At 70.4% G+C, this 15,666-nt stretch carries 14 protein-coding genes; 3 read left to right on the top strand and 11 right to left on the bottom strand.

Features of this window, described 5'->3' with window-relative positions:
* Positions 1–98: 98 nt before the first annotated feature.
* Positions 99–1,346, bottom strand: a complete 1,248-nt coding sequence (locus ACIP2X_RS33685; RefSeq protein WP_401680707.1) for a helix-turn-helix domain-containing protein — start codon at positions 1,344–1,346, stop codon at positions 99–101.
* A gap of 377 nt (positions 1,347–1,723) precedes the next feature.
* Positions 1,724–2,056, bottom strand: coding sequence for a hypothetical protein (locus ACIP2X_RS33680; RefSeq protein WP_401680704.1), 333 nt, complete (start codon positions 2,054–2,056; stop codon positions 1,724–1,726).
* 309 nt (positions 2,057–2,365) lie between these two features.
* Between ACIP2X_RS33680 and ACIP2X_RS33675 the strand changes: the two genes are divergently transcribed.
* A complete protein-coding gene (locus ACIP2X_RS33675; RefSeq protein WP_401680701.1) occupies positions 2,366–2,893 on the top strand; it encodes a universal stress protein in 528 nt (175 codons plus the stop codon).
* Positions 2,894–3,043: 150 nt separating this feature from the next.
* Positions 3,044–3,601 carry a GPR1/FUN34/YaaH family transporter gene (locus tag ACIP2X_RS33670; protein WP_401680698.1) on the top strand — a complete coding sequence of 186 codons (558 nt, stop codon included), beginning with the start codon at positions 3,044–3,046 and terminating at the stop codon, positions 3,599–3,601.
* 98 nt (positions 3,602–3,699) lie between these two features.
* Here the strand turns inward: ACIP2X_RS33670 and glmS are convergent, their stop codons facing one another.
* The 3 genes from glmS to ACIP2X_RS33655 form a co-directional block, all read right to left on the bottom strand.
* Positions 3,700–5,517 carry a glutamine--fructose-6-phosphate transaminase (isomerizing) gene (gene glmS, locus ACIP2X_RS33665; protein ID WP_401680695.1) on the bottom strand — a complete coding sequence of 606 codons (1,818 nt, stop codon included), beginning with the start codon at positions 5,515–5,517 and terminating at the stop codon, positions 3,700–3,702.
* A gap of 13 nt (positions 5,518–5,530) precedes the next feature.
* Complete coding sequence (locus ACIP2X_RS33660) at positions 5,531–5,788, bottom strand: hypothetical protein (protein WP_401680693.1); 258 nt, start codon at positions 5,786–5,788, stop codon at positions 5,531–5,533.
* Positions 5,789–5,899: 111 nt separating this feature from the next.
* A complete protein-coding gene (locus ACIP2X_RS33655) occupies positions 5,900–6,784 on the bottom strand; it encodes a DUF4429 domain-containing protein (RefSeq protein ID WP_401680690.1) in 885 nt (294 codons plus the stop codon).
* Positions 6,785–6,854: 70 nt separating this feature from the next.
* Here ACIP2X_RS33655 and ACIP2X_RS33650 point away from each other — a divergent pair, with 70 nt between their 5' ends.
* On the top strand, positions 6,855–8,465 hold the full coding sequence (locus ACIP2X_RS33650; RefSeq protein WP_401680688.1) for a beta-N-acetylhexosaminidase: 1,611 nt from the start codon (positions 6,855–6,857) through the stop codon (positions 8,463–8,465).
* A 68-nt stretch (positions 8,466–8,533) separates the two neighbouring features.
* On the opposite strand, the gene ACIP2X_RS33645 is transcribed toward ACIP2X_RS33650, so the two are convergent.
* The 6 genes from ACIP2X_RS33645 to ACIP2X_RS33620 all read right to left on the bottom strand — a co-directional run bounded on the left by ACIP2X_RS33645 (position 8,534) and on the right by ACIP2X_RS33620 (position 15,628).
* A complete protein-coding gene (locus ACIP2X_RS33645; protein WP_401680686.1) occupies positions 8,534–10,306 on the bottom strand; it encodes an IucA/IucC family protein in 1,773 nt (590 codons plus the stop codon).
* Positions 10,303–10,842, bottom strand: coding sequence for a GNAT family N-acetyltransferase (locus tag ACIP2X_RS33640; protein ID WP_401680684.1), 540 nt, complete (start codon positions 10,840–10,842; stop codon positions 10,303–10,305). The genes ACIP2X_RS33645 and ACIP2X_RS33640 overlap by 4 nt, the downstream gene beginning before the upstream one ends.
* Complete coding sequence (locus ACIP2X_RS33635) at positions 10,839–12,116, bottom strand: lysine N(6)-hydroxylase/L-ornithine N(5)-oxygenase family protein (protein ID WP_401680681.1); 1,278 nt, start codon at positions 12,114–12,116, stop codon at positions 10,839–10,841. The genes ACIP2X_RS33640 and ACIP2X_RS33635 overlap by 4 nt, the downstream gene beginning before the upstream one ends.
* Positions 12,100–13,542, bottom strand: coding sequence for a lysine decarboxylase DesA (gene desA, locus ACIP2X_RS33630; protein WP_401680678.1), 1,443 nt, complete (start codon positions 13,540–13,542; stop codon positions 12,100–12,102). Before desA ends, ACIP2X_RS33635 begins: the two co-directional genes overlap by 17 nt.
* A 147-nt stretch (positions 13,543–13,689) precedes the next feature.
* Positions 13,690–14,553, bottom strand: a complete 864-nt coding sequence (locus ACIP2X_RS33625; RefSeq protein WP_401680675.1) for a siderophore-interacting protein — start codon at positions 14,551–14,553, stop codon at positions 13,690–13,692.
* Between the two features lie 28 nt (positions 14,554–14,581).
* Positions 14,582–15,628 carry an ABC transporter substrate-binding protein gene (locus ACIP2X_RS33620; protein ID WP_401680672.1) on the bottom strand — a complete coding sequence of 349 codons (1,047 nt, stop codon included), beginning with the start codon at positions 15,626–15,628 and terminating at the stop codon, positions 14,582–14,584.
* Positions 15,629–15,666: the final 38 nt, after the last annotated feature.

The following is a 15,666-nucleotide window of genomic DNA, read 5'->3' as shown; positions in this document are numbered from 1 at the left end:
CCGAGATGCGCGTGTGAGGTCTGCCGCGTACACGACGAGACCGTTCCGGGGCCCACAGGGGCGGTTCGCGCCCTGTGGACCCCGTCACACCGTCGCCGTCACGACCCGCTTCGCTGCCCCGGCAGACTGGCCCGGGCATACGTCTCCCGGGCGTGGTCACCCGGCAGGGACGCGGAGCCGACCGCGCCGGCCGCCGCCGTGCGGCGCGACTGGATCGGTACCGGCCCCTCCGGGTGCAGGGAGGGGGACGGGCCGGCCTGGGGCGGCGGCCCGGTCATCGGCGCGGACGTGCTCGAGTGGCCGTCGCTGTCCGAGGGTCGCTCGGACTGCGGGCGGCGTGCTCGGTACGCCGCCCGGTACGCGGCCGGGGACGAGCCCAGCTGACGGCGGAAGTGGCCGCGCAGCGCGACCGGCGAGCGGAACCCGCAGCGGCCCGCCACCTCGTCCACCGAGTAGTCCGACGTCTCCAGCAGCCGCTGCGCCTGCAGCACCCGCTGGGTGATCAGCCACTGCAGGGGCGCGCTGCCCGTCAGTGAGCGGAAGCGGCGGTCGAACGTACGCCGGCTCATGTACGCGCGCGCCGCCAGCGTCTCCACGTCGAACTGCTCGTGGAGGTGTTCCAGCGCCCAGGCGACGACCTCGGCGAGCGGGTCGGCGCCGATCTCCTCCGGTAAAGACCGATCGAGGTAGCGCTCCTGTCCGCCGGTCCGGCGCGGCGGGACCACCAGCCGGCGGGCCAGCGCGCCGGCCGCCTCGTTGCCGTGGTCCGTCCGCACGATGTGCAGACAGAGATCGATTCCGGCCGCCGTGCCCGCGGACGTCAGTACGTCGCCGTCGTCGACGAACAGCTCCCGGGGGTCCACGTGGACCGACGGGTAGCGCTTCGCCAGTGTCGGCGCGTACATCCAGTGCGTGGTGGCCGGGCGGCCGTCCAGCAGGCCCGCCGCCGCGAGGACGAACGCCCCCGTGCACAGGCCCACGATCCGGGCACCCTCTTCGTGCGCCCGCCGCAGCGCGTCGAGCGCCTCCTCCGGCGGTGGCGAGGTGATCGATCGCCAGGCGGGCACGACCACCGTGCCCGCTCGGGAGATCGCTTCCAGGCCATGCGGCGCGGTGAGTTCCAGGCCCCCTGTGGTCCGCAGGGGGCCTTCCTCGCCCGCGCACACCAGTAGTCGGTAGCGCGGTACGCCGGCGTCCTGTCGGTCGATACCGAACACCGACAGCGGTATGGAACTCTCGAAGATGGGGCCGCCGCTGAACAGCAGCACCGCGACGATCTCCTTGCGGCGGCGCCCGGACAGTTTCCGGGCCGCGGTGTCCGGCGCGGCAGTGGAGTCGTGGCTCATACTGCTAAGCCCCCCTCGGTGGTCGCGGCTCCTCGGTTGTGTCGCTCCTGCACGTTTCCCCTCGGTCCTGCACGAGTCCCCCGCCGTAGACAGTCAAGATCGAATCTACTGTGTCGCGTTGTGCCGGCGTGGCCAGTTCATCACCCGGCACATTGTCGACTTGGCAACTTGGCGTGAAGCATTCGATCACGAAGCGTTGCACTAGCGGGCCGCGCAGGGAAGTGCGCCTTGTCGCAGTGGCCAATCCACATAGGGTGCGCGCGCCCCCCGGGACCCTTTCCGTGCAGGTCGAACGGGGGTTGGGGGGTGCCGAGGGGTGCTGATGCACACTCTTCAGAAGTTGGCTGAAAAGATACGGGCGCGTGCGCGGAAACCGGTCAGGCGACCGGTGTATGCCCGCCGGGGCGCCGCCCACCCCTGTGTGCCCCCGAACCGCTGCGCTGATGCCGGCCCCGGTGCGGTGCCCCCTCCGTCGCCCGCAGCCGCGCGGCGCCACGCTCGGAGCCGCGCAGCAGCGCCCGGCAGGCCGCCGTGACGGCGGCGAGGCCGACGGCGGTGCCGGTGGCGCCCGCGAGGGAGCTCCCGCACCACAGCAGGACCACCGGCACGAGCAGGCAGCTGAAGGCGGCCCAACGCACCAGGTCGGTCACCGCGTCCGGACCGGACGCGGTGACGGGGCGCGTCTCGGAGGTCGGGCCGGGTGCGGACATCACTACTCCCTGTGCTGGCGGGCTCACGTGGATCAACGCCTGGTGCACCCGTCGGTCACTGCCATACACGCTCGAGCCGTCGCCGTAGGTGAATCCTGCGCGAACCGCCTGTACGAGGCAGCAACCATTGCGTTACGGGCGCCCCCTCGTGCATGCTCCCTGGAACCCGCCGCGGACGTGAGCGGGATCTGGGCCGAGGAGGCGTGCCGCCGTACCCTTGGGGGTATGGGGTTGGGAAGATTGATCCCGGACACAGCTCCGCCGCACAGTGTCGTCCCACCCATAAAGGATCACAACGCCGAGACAGCCATGGCCGGTCACGAATTCTTCGAACCAGCGGACCGCAAGCGGCCGGTCGCCGACCCGACGGCGGCCGATCCCCTGGCGGCGGAAGAGTCGCGCCACGCGTGCGATCCCGCCTTCAAGCACGGCGTGGTCGTCGGCTTCGACGGCTCCACCTCCTCCGAGCGGGCCCTCGCCTACGCGATCGGGATGGCGTTGCGCTCCCGTTCGGGCCTGATCATCGTCCATGTGGCCAACCGGCTGCCCACCACGGTGTGGGCCGGCTGTGAGCCACCCGTCTTCGTCGACGTGCCGGACCACCGCACCGAGGTGCTCGGTCTGGAACTGGCCTGCGCGGACTATCTGGCCGAGGTGCCCTGGATCCTGGTCGAGCGCGGCGGGGACATCTGCCACGAACTCGAGGAGGTCGGGCGGGAGTACGAGGCCGACGCCATCGTCGTCGGCTCCACGCACGGCATCGTGGGGCGCATTTTCGGCTCCGTGGCCGGGCGGTTGGCCAAGCGCGCCAAGCGTCCTGTCGTTGTCATTCCGTAACTCCCCGTTGGCCCAGGTGAGATGCCCCGTGGGCAGGGCCGGTGCCCGTTGTGCGCACGCCGAATCTACTCGCGCGTAGATGTGTTTGTGCTCTTGTGAAGGGCATATATCGGTCACCGTACAACTGCACATGCATGAAGGGAGCCCGCCGTGGACAACGTCGTCTCTGCGGGAAGCACCACCACGATCGTCGGCCGACTCGCACTCGGTGTCACGCTGCTGGCCGTCGGCCTCGGCTGGACCGGACTGATCGACGGAGTGTCGGCGGCGGACGCCGTGACACTGGCTCACTACGTAGGCGGCGTCGCGCTGTTCGTCGCCGGACTGTTCGCCTTCCGGGAAGGCGACGCCGGGACCGGCACCGCGTTCGCCGCGCTCGGCGCGCTCTGGTTCACCTGGGCGGTCTCGCCCGAGGTCTCCGCCAACGCGGCCGGACTGTTCCTGCTGCTGTTCGCCCTCGTGGTCCTCACCCTGACGCTCGCCGGTGGCGACACGCTCGGGCAGGCCATGTACGGACTGTTCTTCGTCGCGCTGCTGCTGCTCGCCATCGGGCAGTTCGCGGACAGCGGGGCGCTGGGCAAGGCGGGCGGCTGGTTCGCCGTCGCCTCCGGTGCGGTCGCCTGGTACGCGGCGACGGCAGCGCTGGCGCACTGGCCGACGGCACTTCCGCGACGCGCCGCGGGCCGGGGGGTGACGGCCGCCGGCTAGCGGCGCAGGCCGGGGAGTTGGGCGGCTTCCCGGCACACGAGACGGACCCCCTGTGTTCGGTGGCGACACATGGGGGTCCGTCCTCTGTGAGCGGGGTGCTACTCGACCGTCACCGACTTCGCGAGGTTGCGGGGCTTGTCGATGTCGCGGCCGAGGGCAAGTGCCGTGTGGTAGGCGAGGAGTTGGAGCGGGATGCCCATCAGGATCGGGTCCAGCTCGTCCTCGTTCTTCGGGACCACGATCGTCTGGTCGGCCTTCTCCTGCTCGCGGTGGGCCACCGCCAGGATCTTGCCGCTGCGGGCCTTGATCTCCTCCATCGCGGCGCGGTTCTTCTCCAGCAGGTCGTCGTCCGGGACGATCGCGACCGTCGGGAGCGCGGGCTCGATGAGGGCGAGCGGGCCGTGCTTCAGCTCCGAGGCGGGGTAGGCCTCGGCGTGGATGTACGAGACCTCCTTGAGCTTGAGGGAGGCCTCGCGGGCGACCGGGTAGCCCCGCACCCGCCCGATGAAGAGCATCGAGCGGGCCTCGGCGTAGCCCTTGGCCAGCTCCTCGATCTCGCCCTCCTGCTCCATCATCTCGGCGATCTGCGCGGGCAGCTTGCGCAGGCCCTCGATGATCCGCTTGCCGTCGCGCACGGAGAGGTCGCGCGTGCGGCCGAGGTGCAGGGCGAGCAGGGCGAAGGCCACGCAGGTGTTGGTGAAGCACTTCGTGGAGACCACGCAGACCTCGGGGCCGGCGTGCACGTAGATGCCGCCGTCGGCCTCGCGGGCGATCGCCGAGCCGACGACGTTGACGATGCCCAGGACCCGGGCGCCCTTGCGCTTCAGCTCCTGGACGGCCGCCAGCACGTCGTAGGTCTCGCCGGACTGGGAGACGGCGATGTAGAGGGTGTCGGGGTCGACGACCGCGTTGCGGTAGCGGAACTCGGAGGCAGGCTCGGCGTCCGCGGGGATGCGGGCCAGCTCCTCGATCATCTGGGCGCCGATCATGCCGGCGTGGTACGAGGTGCCGCAGCCGAGGATCTTGACGCGCCGGATCCGGCGGGCCTCGCGGGCGTCGAGGTTCAGGCCGCCGAGGTGCACGGTGGAGAAGCGGTCGTCGATCCGGCCGCGCAGGACGCGGTCCACGGCCTCGGCCTGCTCGTGGATCTCCTTGTGCATGTAGGTGTCGTGGCCGCCCATGTCGTAGGAGGCGGCCTCCCACTCCACGGTGGTGGGCTCGGCCGTCGTCCGGGTGCCCTCGGTGGTGTACGTACGGAAATCGTCGGCCTTGAGCGTGGCCATCTCGCCGTCGTCGAGGGTCACTATCTGCCGGGTGTGGGTGACCAGCGCGGCGATGTCCGAGGCGACGAACATCTCCTTCTCGCCGATGCCGAGGACGACCGGGGAGCCGTTGCGGGCGACGACGATGCGGTCCGGGAAGTCGGCGTGCAGGACGGCGATGCCGTAGGTGCCCTCGATGAGCCGGAGGATCTCGCGGACCTTGTCCTCCAGCTTCTCGGCCGCCGAACGGGCGATCAGGTGGACGAGGACCTCGGTGTCGGTCTCGGAGAGGAACTCGACGCCGTCCGCCTCCAGTTTGCGGCGCAGGTCGGAGGCGTTGTCGATGATGCCGTTGTGGACGACGGCGACCTTGCCCTCGGCGTCCAGGTGCGGGTGGGCGTTGACGTCGGACGGGGCGCCGTGGGTGGCCCAGCGGGTGTGGGCGATACCGGTGGTGCCCTTGAAGCGCGCCGGGACCTTGGCCTCCAGATCGCGCACCCGGCCCTTGGCCTTGACCATCCTCAGGCCGGAGGCCTTGGGGGAGGTGACGACGATGCCGGCCGAGTCGTAGCCGCGGTACTCCAGGCGCTGCAGGCCTTCCAGGAGCAGAGGGGCGACGTCACGCTTCCCGATGTATCCGACGATTCCGCACATACAGATGTATTCCTCAGCCGTAGACGATGCGGCGCAACTGCCGGAGGGTGAGCTCCGGCGGTGCCACCGCCCGGTATTTCAGGTCCGCCGCGATCTGTTCGAAGATCGTCGCGTTGACCAGGCCCTGGGCCTGGAGCTCGCGATGGCGGCGACGGACGAACTCCTCGGTCGTCTCGTCGAAGTAGGCGAGCACGTCCTGGACCACGCGCAGCGCCTCGCCCCGGTTGAGGGGCGTGGAGCGCGTCAGATGATCAACGAGTTCGTCGTGCACCCGGTAGATCCTGGGGTACCGGCCGATCTTTCGCAACAATCCTGCCCGATTTCGGGCAGGGGTAGGGTACGCCGATATGCCCTGCCCAGGCCATGGGTGAGGTGAGCCGGGTCACATGCGCTTCAGGACCGCCTGCTTGGCCAGGGCGAACTCCTCGTCGGTCAGCACGCCGGTGCGGTGCAGCTCGCCGAGTTCGCGCAGGCGCCGCAGCAACGCGTCGTGCTCGTCCTCGCGGGCGGCCGCGGCGGGCTCCGGCCGCTGCGCCGGGGCGTCCAGGGCCGCGCCGGGGGACGGCGAGGCCGGGTGCGGGAGGCGGGCCTGGACGGCGGCGGCGATCAGGGCCATCAGGGGGTCCTTCTTGAAGCCCCACAGCTCGACCGCGTTGGGGTCGTACTTGGGCGGCGCCTTGGTCGGGGAGTTGCGCACGGTGAAGCGCAGGTAGCCGTTCTCCAGGCCGGCCGCCGGATGCCACTCCACGGCCGCGATGTCGGTGACGGCGAGCGTGCGGGTGCCGGCGGCGGCCTTGGCGTCCTCCGTCTTCCAGTTCCACTCCAGGCGCACCTGCTCGCCGTCGAAGCTCGCGGTGCCGTCCCCGGCGGCCGCCGACAGCGGCACGGACGGGCCGGGCAGCAGATACTCGGTGACCGGGTCCGAGGGCACCTGGTCCAGCAGCAGCGCCTGGCGCACCTCGTCCACGAGGTACTCGGCGACGCCGTAGCGGTCGGACTCGACGGCCAGCTGGTAGGGGTCGTGGGGTTCGGCGAGCCGGCCGGCGGTGGCGTGCAGCAGCGGGTCGGCGCCGTCCCGCAGCCGTAGCCTCAGCCGCCCCGTCCTGCGGCCCTGCTCGAACGAGATGCCCGCCAACGCCCCCAGCGGGACGACCAGTTCACCCAGTGTCTTGCGCAGCAGACCGACGTTCTTGTCCCGTCCGGGCGTCAGGCGCAGGGCGTCGCCGTCGAAGATCCACGTGCCGTCCTTCTGGATGATTTCCGCCATGCGAGGGATTGTTCCACCGGTCTCGCGAGAGAGTGGTCCATACCTGTTGGAGCTCCAGGAAGGGACGTTTGTGAGACAGCACCGCACACTGCACCACCGAGCGCCTCGCCTTCTGGCTTCCCTGCTGCTGGTCACCGCGGTCGGCGCCTCACTCACCGCGGCGGCGCCCGCACCCGGGCCCGCCCGCCCGGGGACCGGGACCGCGCTCGGCGCCGTGATACCCGCCCCGGCCTCCGTCGACCCGGGCGGATCGCCGTACCGCATCACCGAGGGCACCCGCATCCGCGTCGACGACTCCCGTGAGGCCCGCGGGGTCGGCGGCTATCTCGCCGGGGTGCTGCGCCCCTCGACCGGCTACCGCCTCCCGGTCACCACCCACGGCGACGGGGGCATCCGGCTGCGGCTCGCCAAGGGCCCCTACGGCGACGAGGGCTACCGCCTGGAGAGCGGGCGCGCCGGCGTCACCATCACCGCCGCCCGCCCCGCCGGGCTCTTCCACGGCGTGCAGACGCTGCGCCAGCTCCTCCCCGCGGCCGTTGAGCGCGACTCCGTACAGCCCGGCCCCTGGCTCGTCGCGGGCGGCACCATCAAGGACACCCCCCGCTACGGCTGGCGGGGCGCGATGCTCGACGTGTCCCGGCACTTCTTCGACGTCGGTGAGGTCAAGCGCTACATCGACCAGCTCGCGCTCTACAAGTTCAACAAGCTGCACCTGCACCTCAGCGACGACCAGGGCTGGCGCATCGCCATCGACTCCTGGCCGCGGCTCGCGACGTACGGCGGCTCGACCGAGGTCGGCGGCGGCCCCGGCGGCTACTACACCAAGGACGACTACAAGGAGATCGTCCGCTACGCGGCCTCCCGGCACCTGGAGGTCGTCCCCGAGATCGACATGCCCGGCCACACCAACGCGGCCCTCGCCTCGTACGCCGAACTGAACTGCGACGGCGTAGCCCCTCCGCTCTACACCGGCACCGCGGTCGGCTTCAGCTCGCTGTGCGTGCCGAAGGAGGTCACCTACGACTTCGTGGACGACGTGGTGCGGGAGATCGCGGCGCTCACCCCGGGCCGCTATCTGCACATCGGCGGCGACGAGGCGCACTCCACCAGCCACGAGGACTACGTGACCTTCATGGACCGGGTGCAGCCGGTCGTCGCCAAGTACGGCAAGAAGGTCGTCGGCTGGCACCAGCTGACCGGCGCGACCCCGGCCGAGGGCGCCCTCGCCCAGTACTGGGGCCTGGACGGGACCGGCGCCGCGGAGAAGGAGCAGGTCGCCGCCGCCGCGCGGGCCGGCACCGGGCTGGTCCTGTCCCCGGCGGACCGCGTCTACCTCGACATGAAGTACGACGCCCAGACCCCGCTCGGGCTGTCCTGGGCCGGATACGTCGACGTGCGGCGGTCCTACGACTGGGACCCGGGCGCCTATCTGCCCGGCGCGCCCGCGTCGGCCGTCCGGGGCGTCGAGGCGCCGCTGTGGTCGGAGACCCTCGAGAACTCCCGCCACATCGAGTACATGGCCTTCCCGAGGCTGCCGGGCGTCGCCGAGCTCGGCTGGTCGCCCCGGGCCACGCACGGCTGGGACGGCTACCGGCAGCGGCTGGCGGCGCAGGGGCCGCGCTGGGAGGCGCTCGGGATCGGGTACCACCGGGCGCCGCAGGTTCCCTGGCCGGCGGAGTGACGCGGTGAGCTGAGACCGCGACGGGCACCCCGGAGGACCGTACTCCGGGGTGCCCGTCAGTCTCCGGGTCAGAACCCCGCGATCGGGTTCTCCAGGTCGCCGATCAGCTGCAGCGCGCCCGCCGGGTCGGCCAGGTCCACCATCTGCCGGTTGTCGCGCAGCTGGAGCCGGTTCAGGCAGGACAGCGCGAACCGGGGGGCGAACATGTCGTACTGCCGGAACTTGTCCGCGAGTTCGGGCATCGACTCCTGGTACTCACGGGTGACGTCCGCGACCGTGGACCAGAAGCCGTCCTCCTCCAGGACCCCCTCGTCCGCGAGGTTCGCGGCGAGGAAGCGGAAGAAGCAGTCGAAGACGTCCGTGAAGATCGAAAGGAGTTTCTTGTCCTCGGGGACGTCGACGCGCAGCCGTTCCACCGCGGGCGGCAGCACCGCGTCCGGGTCCATGACGGCGATCTCCTCGGCGATGTCCTTGTAGATCGCGCGCTCGACGGCGCCGTCCTTCAGGACCAGGATGACGTTCTCGCCGTGCGGCATGTACACCAGGTCGTAGGCGTAGAAGCTGTGCAGCAGCGGCGTGAAGTACGCCCGCAGGTAGCCGCGCAGCCACTCCTTCGGCGTGCGGCCCGACCGCTCGATCAGCGCGGCCGCGAACCCCCGGCCCTCGTGGTCGACATGCAGCAGCGAGGCCATGGTGGCGAGGGACTCGCCCGGCTGGAGCGAGGCCACCGGGCTCTCCCGCCACAGCGCGGCCAGCATCTTGCGGTACGGCGAGTAGCGGTCCGTCGCCTGCTCGTACTCCAGGTGCCGGTAGCCGACCGCGGCGCGCTCCCGGATGATCGACAGGCCCGTCGACTTCAGCACCGGGTCGCCCTCGATCAGCTGGGCGAGCCAGTCGTTGATCGCCGGGGTGGCCTCCATGTAGGCGGCCGACAGCCCCCGCATGAAGCCCATGTTGAGGACGGACAGGGCCGTCTTCACGTAGTGCTTCTCGGGCCGGGTGGTGTTGAAGAAGGTACGGATGGACTGCTGGGCCAGGTACTCGTCGTCGCCCTCGCCGAGGCAGACGAGGTGCCGCTGGGCCACCTCGGCGGCGAAGGTGACGGTGAGCTTGTTCCACCACTGCCAGGGGTGGACGGGGATGAGGAGGTAGTCGGCCGGGTCCAGGCCCTGCTCGGTGAGCTGCCCGTGGAAGCGCTCCAGGGCCGGCGCACCGAGCTCGTCCCTCAGGAAGGACTCGTACGCGATGCCGACACCGGCGGTGAAGGCCGCGCGGGAGCGGTGCGCGGCCAGCCACACCAGCCGGACCGGGCTCGCCGTCTCGGGGGCGTACGAGAGGTACTCGTGGATCCCGAAGCCGAGCCGGCCGTTGTTGGCCACGAAGCAGGGGTGGCCCTCGGTCATACCGGTCTCGATGGCCTGGAAGCCGCTGGTCACCAGCTCGCCGACCGGGATCTGCGGCTTGGTGAGCTTGTAGCAGGTGCCGGAGAGGGTGGAGGAGATCTCCTCCAGATACACCGGGAGGATCTCGTCGCTCAGGCCGAGCGCCTGCCGCAGCTCGACGAAGAAGTCCAGCGCGGCGAGCGGCAGTTCGGCCCCGTCGCGGTGCCGGGTGATCGACTCGGCGTCGATCTGCCAGTGGTCGAGGGCCCGGACCACGGCGTCGAAGGTGTACCGCGTCTGGCCGTCGTCGCTGTGGACGACGTATCCGCCGCCGTCGGTGGGCCGCGGCGACAGGAGCCGCTCGTGGGTGAACTCGGCCAGGGCCTTGCGGATCAGGAGGCGGTTGGCCCGCGCCCAGCGGTGGGGGGAGAGGTGCGCTACGGCGTCGGACAGGGTCATACGGCTACTCCTCGGGCGGCCTCGAACTGCTCGCGCGTGCAGAAGCTGAGCAGCGCGCGCTTCTCCGGCTTGTCGATCTCACGGTCGGACACGAAACCCACGGCCTCGTTGAGCGCGTGCACCGCGGTGTTGCCCACATCGGGTTCGACCACGACCCGCCGGGTGGCGGGGTCGGCGAACAGTTCCGCCATCACGGCGGTGATGACGGCCCGGGTGAAGCCGTGCACGGGCCGGTCGGTGGGGGCGACCAGGAAGTGCATGCCGACGTCGCCGGGCTTGGGGTTGTACAGGCCGACCAGCTCCACGTACCGGGGGTCGTAGCTCTCCATCAGGAAGGCCGGTGCGCCGTCGTGCAGCCCGAGGTAGGCGTGGTGGTGCTCGTGCGCCGCGATGCGCATGTACTCGCGCTCGACGTCCTGGAGTCTCGCGTCCTGCATCATCCAGAAGGCCGCCTTGGGATGGGTGACCCAGCTGTGCAGCAGCTCGGCGTCCTTCAGCGGGTCGAGGGGGCGGACGGTGAACGTACCGATGCTCATACGGCGAACTCCTGGAACGCGATGGACTTCTCGACCGGGTAGTACTCGCTGCCGAGCAGCTCGCGGATGATGTACGAGTTCCGGTACGCGCCCATGCCCAGGTCGGGCGAGGTGATGCTGTGGGTGTGCACACCGGCGTTCTGGAGGAAGATCCCCCGGCCGGTGACGTCGACGGCGTAGTTGCGGGCGACGTCGAAGTTGCCCTGGGAGTCGTAACGCAGGCGGTCGCGGACCGGCTTCAGGAATTCCGGCTCGACGTACTTGTAGCCGGTGGCGAGCACCAGGCCCTGGGTGTCGAGCGTGAAGTCGCGCTCCTGCTCCTCCTGGTGGAAGCCCAGCGTGTACGTGCCGTTCTCGTACCGGGCGCCGGTGAGCGCGGAGTTGGTGAGCAGCCGGGTGCGGATCGGGCCGCCGAGGTTCTTCTGGTAGAGCAGGTCGAAGATCTCGTTGATGAGATCGCCGTCGATGCCCTTGAACAGGCCCTTCTGCTCGGCGGTCAGGCGGTAGCGGGTCGCCTCGGGCAGCTCGCGGTAGTAGTCGATGTACTCCGGGGAGGTCATCTCCAGCGTGAGCTTGGTGTACTCCAGCGGGAAGAACCGCGGGGAGCGCGTCACCCAGTTCAGCTGGTAGCCGTGCACGTCGATCTCACTGAGCAGGTCGTAGTAGATCTCGGCGGCGGACTGACCGCTGCCGACCAGCGTGATCGACTCCTTGCGCTGCAGCTCCGCCTTGTTCTGGACGTAGCGGGAGTTGTGCAGGAAGTCGCCGCCGAGCCCCTGGCAGGCCTCCGGGACGTAGGGCGGGGTGCCGGTGCCGAGGACCAGGCGACGGGCGCGGAACACCTCGCCGGCCGCGGTGCGCACGACGTACAGGTCGTCCTCGTACGTGACCTCGGTGACCGTGGTGCCGAAGCGGACGCCGCTCAGCTGGTTCGCCGCCCAGCGGCAGTAGTCGTCGTACTCGACCCGCAGCGGGTAGAAGTTCTCGCGGATGTAGAACGAGTACAGCCGCCCCTTGTCCTTCAGGTAGTTCAGGAAGGAGTACGGGGAGGTCGGGTCGGCCAGCGTCACCAGGTCCGACATGAACGGCGTCTGGAGGTGGGCGCCGTCCAGGAACATGCCCGCGTGCCACTCGAAGTCCGGCTTGGACTCCAGGAAGACGCCGTCGAGTTCGGCGATGGGCTCGGTCAGGCAGGCGAGGCCGAGGTTGAAGGGGCCGAGCCCGATCCCCACGAAGTCGTAGGTCTTTTTCGTGGTGTCAGGAAGCGCGGTCAAGGGATTCTCCCAGGTACTGCTCGGCGTGGCCGGCGATCAGGTCGAGGACGGCGGCGATGTCGGACGCCGTGGTCTCGGGGTTGAGCAGGGTGAACTTCAGGTAGTGGCGGTTGCCGACCTTGGTGCCCGCGACGACGGCCTCGCCGGAGGCGAACAGGGCCTTGCGGGCGTAGAGGTTGGCGCGGTCGATCTCGGCCGGGTCGGTGACGGCGGCCGGGATGTAGCGGAACACCAGGGTGGACAGGGAGGGCTCGACCACGACGTCGTAGCGCGGGTCGGCGGCGAGCAGCTTCCAGCCCTCCTGGGCGAGGTCGCACACCTCGTCGAAGAGCTGCCCGATGCCGTCGGCGCCCATCACGCGCAGCGTCATCCAGAGCTTGAGGGCGTCGAAGCGGCGGGTGGTCTGGAGCGACTTGTCCACCTGGTTGGGGATACGTTCCTGCACCATACGGCGCGGGTTGAGGTACTCCGCGTGGTAGGTGGCGTGCCGCAGGGTGGCGGCGTCCCGGACCAGCACCGCCGAGGAACTCACGGGCTGGAAGAAGGACTTGTGGTAGTCGACGGTGACCGAGTCGGCCCGCTCGATGCCCGCCAGCAGGGAGCGGCGCTTGAGCGAGGTGAGCAGCCCGCAGCCGTAGGCCGCGTCGACGTGCATCCAGGCGCCGTACTGGGAGCAGAGCTCGGCGATCTCGGGGAGCGGGTCGATCGAGCCGAAGTCGGTGGTGCCGGAGGTGGCGACGACGGCCATGGGGACGAGGCCGTCCTTCGCGCAGCGCTCCAGCTCGTGCGCGAGCGCGAGGGTCTGCATCCGCTTGTCGTGGTCGACGGGGATCGTCACGACGGCGTCGGGTCCGAGGCCGAGCAGTTTCGCCGACTTCTTCACGCTGAAGTGGCTGACCTCGGAGGCGAAGACGCGCAGTTTCGCCAGGGAGTCGGTCTTGGCCTCCTCGCGGGCCAGCAGCAGCGCCTGGAGGTTGGACTGGGTGCCACCGGAGGTGAACACCCCGTCGGCGGCCGGGCCGAGGCCGATGCGCTCCGTGGTCCAGTCGATGAGCTTGCGCTCGATCAGGGTGCCGCCGGCCGACTGGTCCCAGGTGTCGAGCGAGGAGTTGACCGCCGAGAGGATCGCCTCGCCCAGCACCGCCGGTATGACGACCGGGCAGTTGAGGTGGGCGAGGTAGCGGGGGTGGTGGAAGTAGACCGCGTCGCGGAGGTAGACCTCCTCCAGCTCGTCCAGCACCGCGGCGGTGTCGTGCAGCGGCTGGTCGAGGTCGATCTGCTCGATCCGGGGGGAGAGGGTGTCGACGGTGACGCCGGTGAACGGACGGTCGGTGGTGGCGAGTTTCGCCGCCACCCGCTCTACTCCATCGGTCACGGAGCGGCGGTACTGCTCCGCGGTCGCGTCATTGAGCAGGTGCGAGCGCATGTGGGGGTCCTCCGGTGGGGACGGTCCGTGGGCGGGACGGGTGAAGGCCGCGTTTTACTTAGGTTAGCCTAACCTAAGTACCTCTGGTCAACCGCAGCCCCGTGCCGTGACAGCCGTCACGGTGAACGACCGTCCGACGGCGGGCAGTTATTCGCCCAGCTCGCGCAACTGCTCCTCGCTGAGCCCCTGTCGCCAGTAGCCGACGAAGGTGACCCGGCGCCGGTCGATGCCACGCTCGCCCACGAAGTGCCGGCGCAGCTGCTTCACGCAGGAGGACTCGCCCGCGATCCAGACGTACGGCCGCTCGCCGGGCGGCAGTTGGGCGGCGCGCAGCGGGTCGAGGGCCAGGGGGGCGGGGGCGCCGCCGTCGGCGCCGGGGGCGGCCTTCGGGCCCCGCGCCTCGCGGACCAGCCAGGTGACCTCGGCGTCGGCCTCGGTGGCCAGGTCCTGGACGGTGCCGGCGTCGTGCACCTCCAGCCAGACGCGCGCCGGCAGACCGGCCGGCAGCGACTCCAGGACGGCCGCCACGGCCGGCAGCGCGGTCTCGTCGCCCCAGACGACCACCAGATCGGTGTCCGGCGGCGGACGGAACCGGATCGCCCGGTTGTCCGCGACCGCCGGTCCGAGCAGCAGGACCCGATCGCCGGCGGTGGCACGGGAGGCCCAGTGGGAGGCGGGTCCGGCCGGGGTGTGCAGGACGAAGTCGATGTCGATCTCGTCGGGGTCCCGGCGCAGCGCCCGCAGCGTGTAGGACCGCATCACGGCCCGTACGTCGTCCGGGAGGTCACGCCAGCCCTGCCACCATCCGTCACCGAGCTCCACCGGCACGACCGGCTCCGGCTGTCCGGGATGGGGCAGGAACAGCGACAGCGACTGGTCGCGGCCGTCGGAGAAGAAGTGCCGCAGGTCGCCTCCCGCGAAGGTGACCCGGACGAGAGACGGCCCGAGCCGCCTCGTCCGCACGACCTGAAGGGCGAAGAAACGGAACGGGGCGGCCAGGGCCGTCGTCATGGGACTACTCCTGAAATGCCGTACGGCCTCAGCTGACCTTCTTCGCCTTCTCGATGGCCTCGGCCAGCGACGTCAGCAGCGGCGTGCACTTGGCGTACGACAGGATCGGCTCCGGCGAACGCGCGATGACCTGGCCCGCCTTGACCGCCGGCAGCTTCTTCCAGGTGCCCTCGGCGATGTCCGCCGGCTGGATGGTCGAGGAGCGGTCGTCCATCATGATGATGTCGGCCGGGTACTTGTCGACGTTCTCCCAGCTGAGGTTCTCGAACCAGCCGCCGCCCTCGGCCTTGGCCTTCTCCGGCGGCTCGACGAAGTTCACGCCGAGCGCCTTGAAGTACTCCAGGTCGATGGAGAGGTTGGTGCCGGAGACGTAGAAGATCTCCTGGCTCGCGGAGCCTGCCAGCACCTTGATCTCGGGCCGGGACTTGGCGGCCTTGCGCAGCCGCTCGGCGGCCGCCTCGAACTCCTGCTTGGCCTGCACCGTCTTGTCCGCCTTCATGTCCGCGCCGAGCGACTCGGCCAGCTCCCACATGCGCTGCAGCGGCGCGGTCAGCTGGCGGTCGTAGACGGAGAGGGCCACGCTCGGGGCGAGCTTGGCGATCTTGTCCTTGGACGCCTCGGGGACGTACCAGAGGGTGCCCGCGCTGTCGAAGGTGGTGGAGATCAGCACGTCCGGCTGGAAGGCCGCGTACTGCTCGACGTTGAACTGGTCCCAGACGTTGCCGAAGACGGTCAGCTTGCTGACGTCCATGTCGCCGGCCTGGACGTCGGCCTTGCCGTCCTTCGTCTCGGTCGGGCCGAAGACGCCCTTGACCTCGACGCCGTAGTCGTACAGGGCGGCGGCGACGCCCACGAAGGCGGCGATGTTCGCCGGGGCCTGGTCCAGCTTCACCGTCTCGCCGCGGTCGTCCTTGAACGACCAGGGGCCGGAGGCCTTGGCGGAGGCCTTCGCGTCCGAGCCGCCGCTGTTCGTGTCTTCGTCGCCACAGGCGGCGAGCACGGCACCGAGGCCGAGGGCACCGCCGGCGGCGAGGATGCCGCGACGGGTGAGGTGGGTGGCACGGGCGTTGGACATGGGAATGGCTGCTTTCGAACAGGGCGGAGGGCCCGCCG

Origin of the sequence: Streptomyces sp. NPDC089424, from assembly GCF_044749345.1 — a bacterium.
GTDB lineage: Bacteria > Actinomycetota > Actinomycetes > Streptomycetales > Streptomycetaceae > Streptomyces.
Note: the sequence above shows the minus strand (reverse complement) of the source record. Positions and strands in the feature narration are given on the sequence as shown.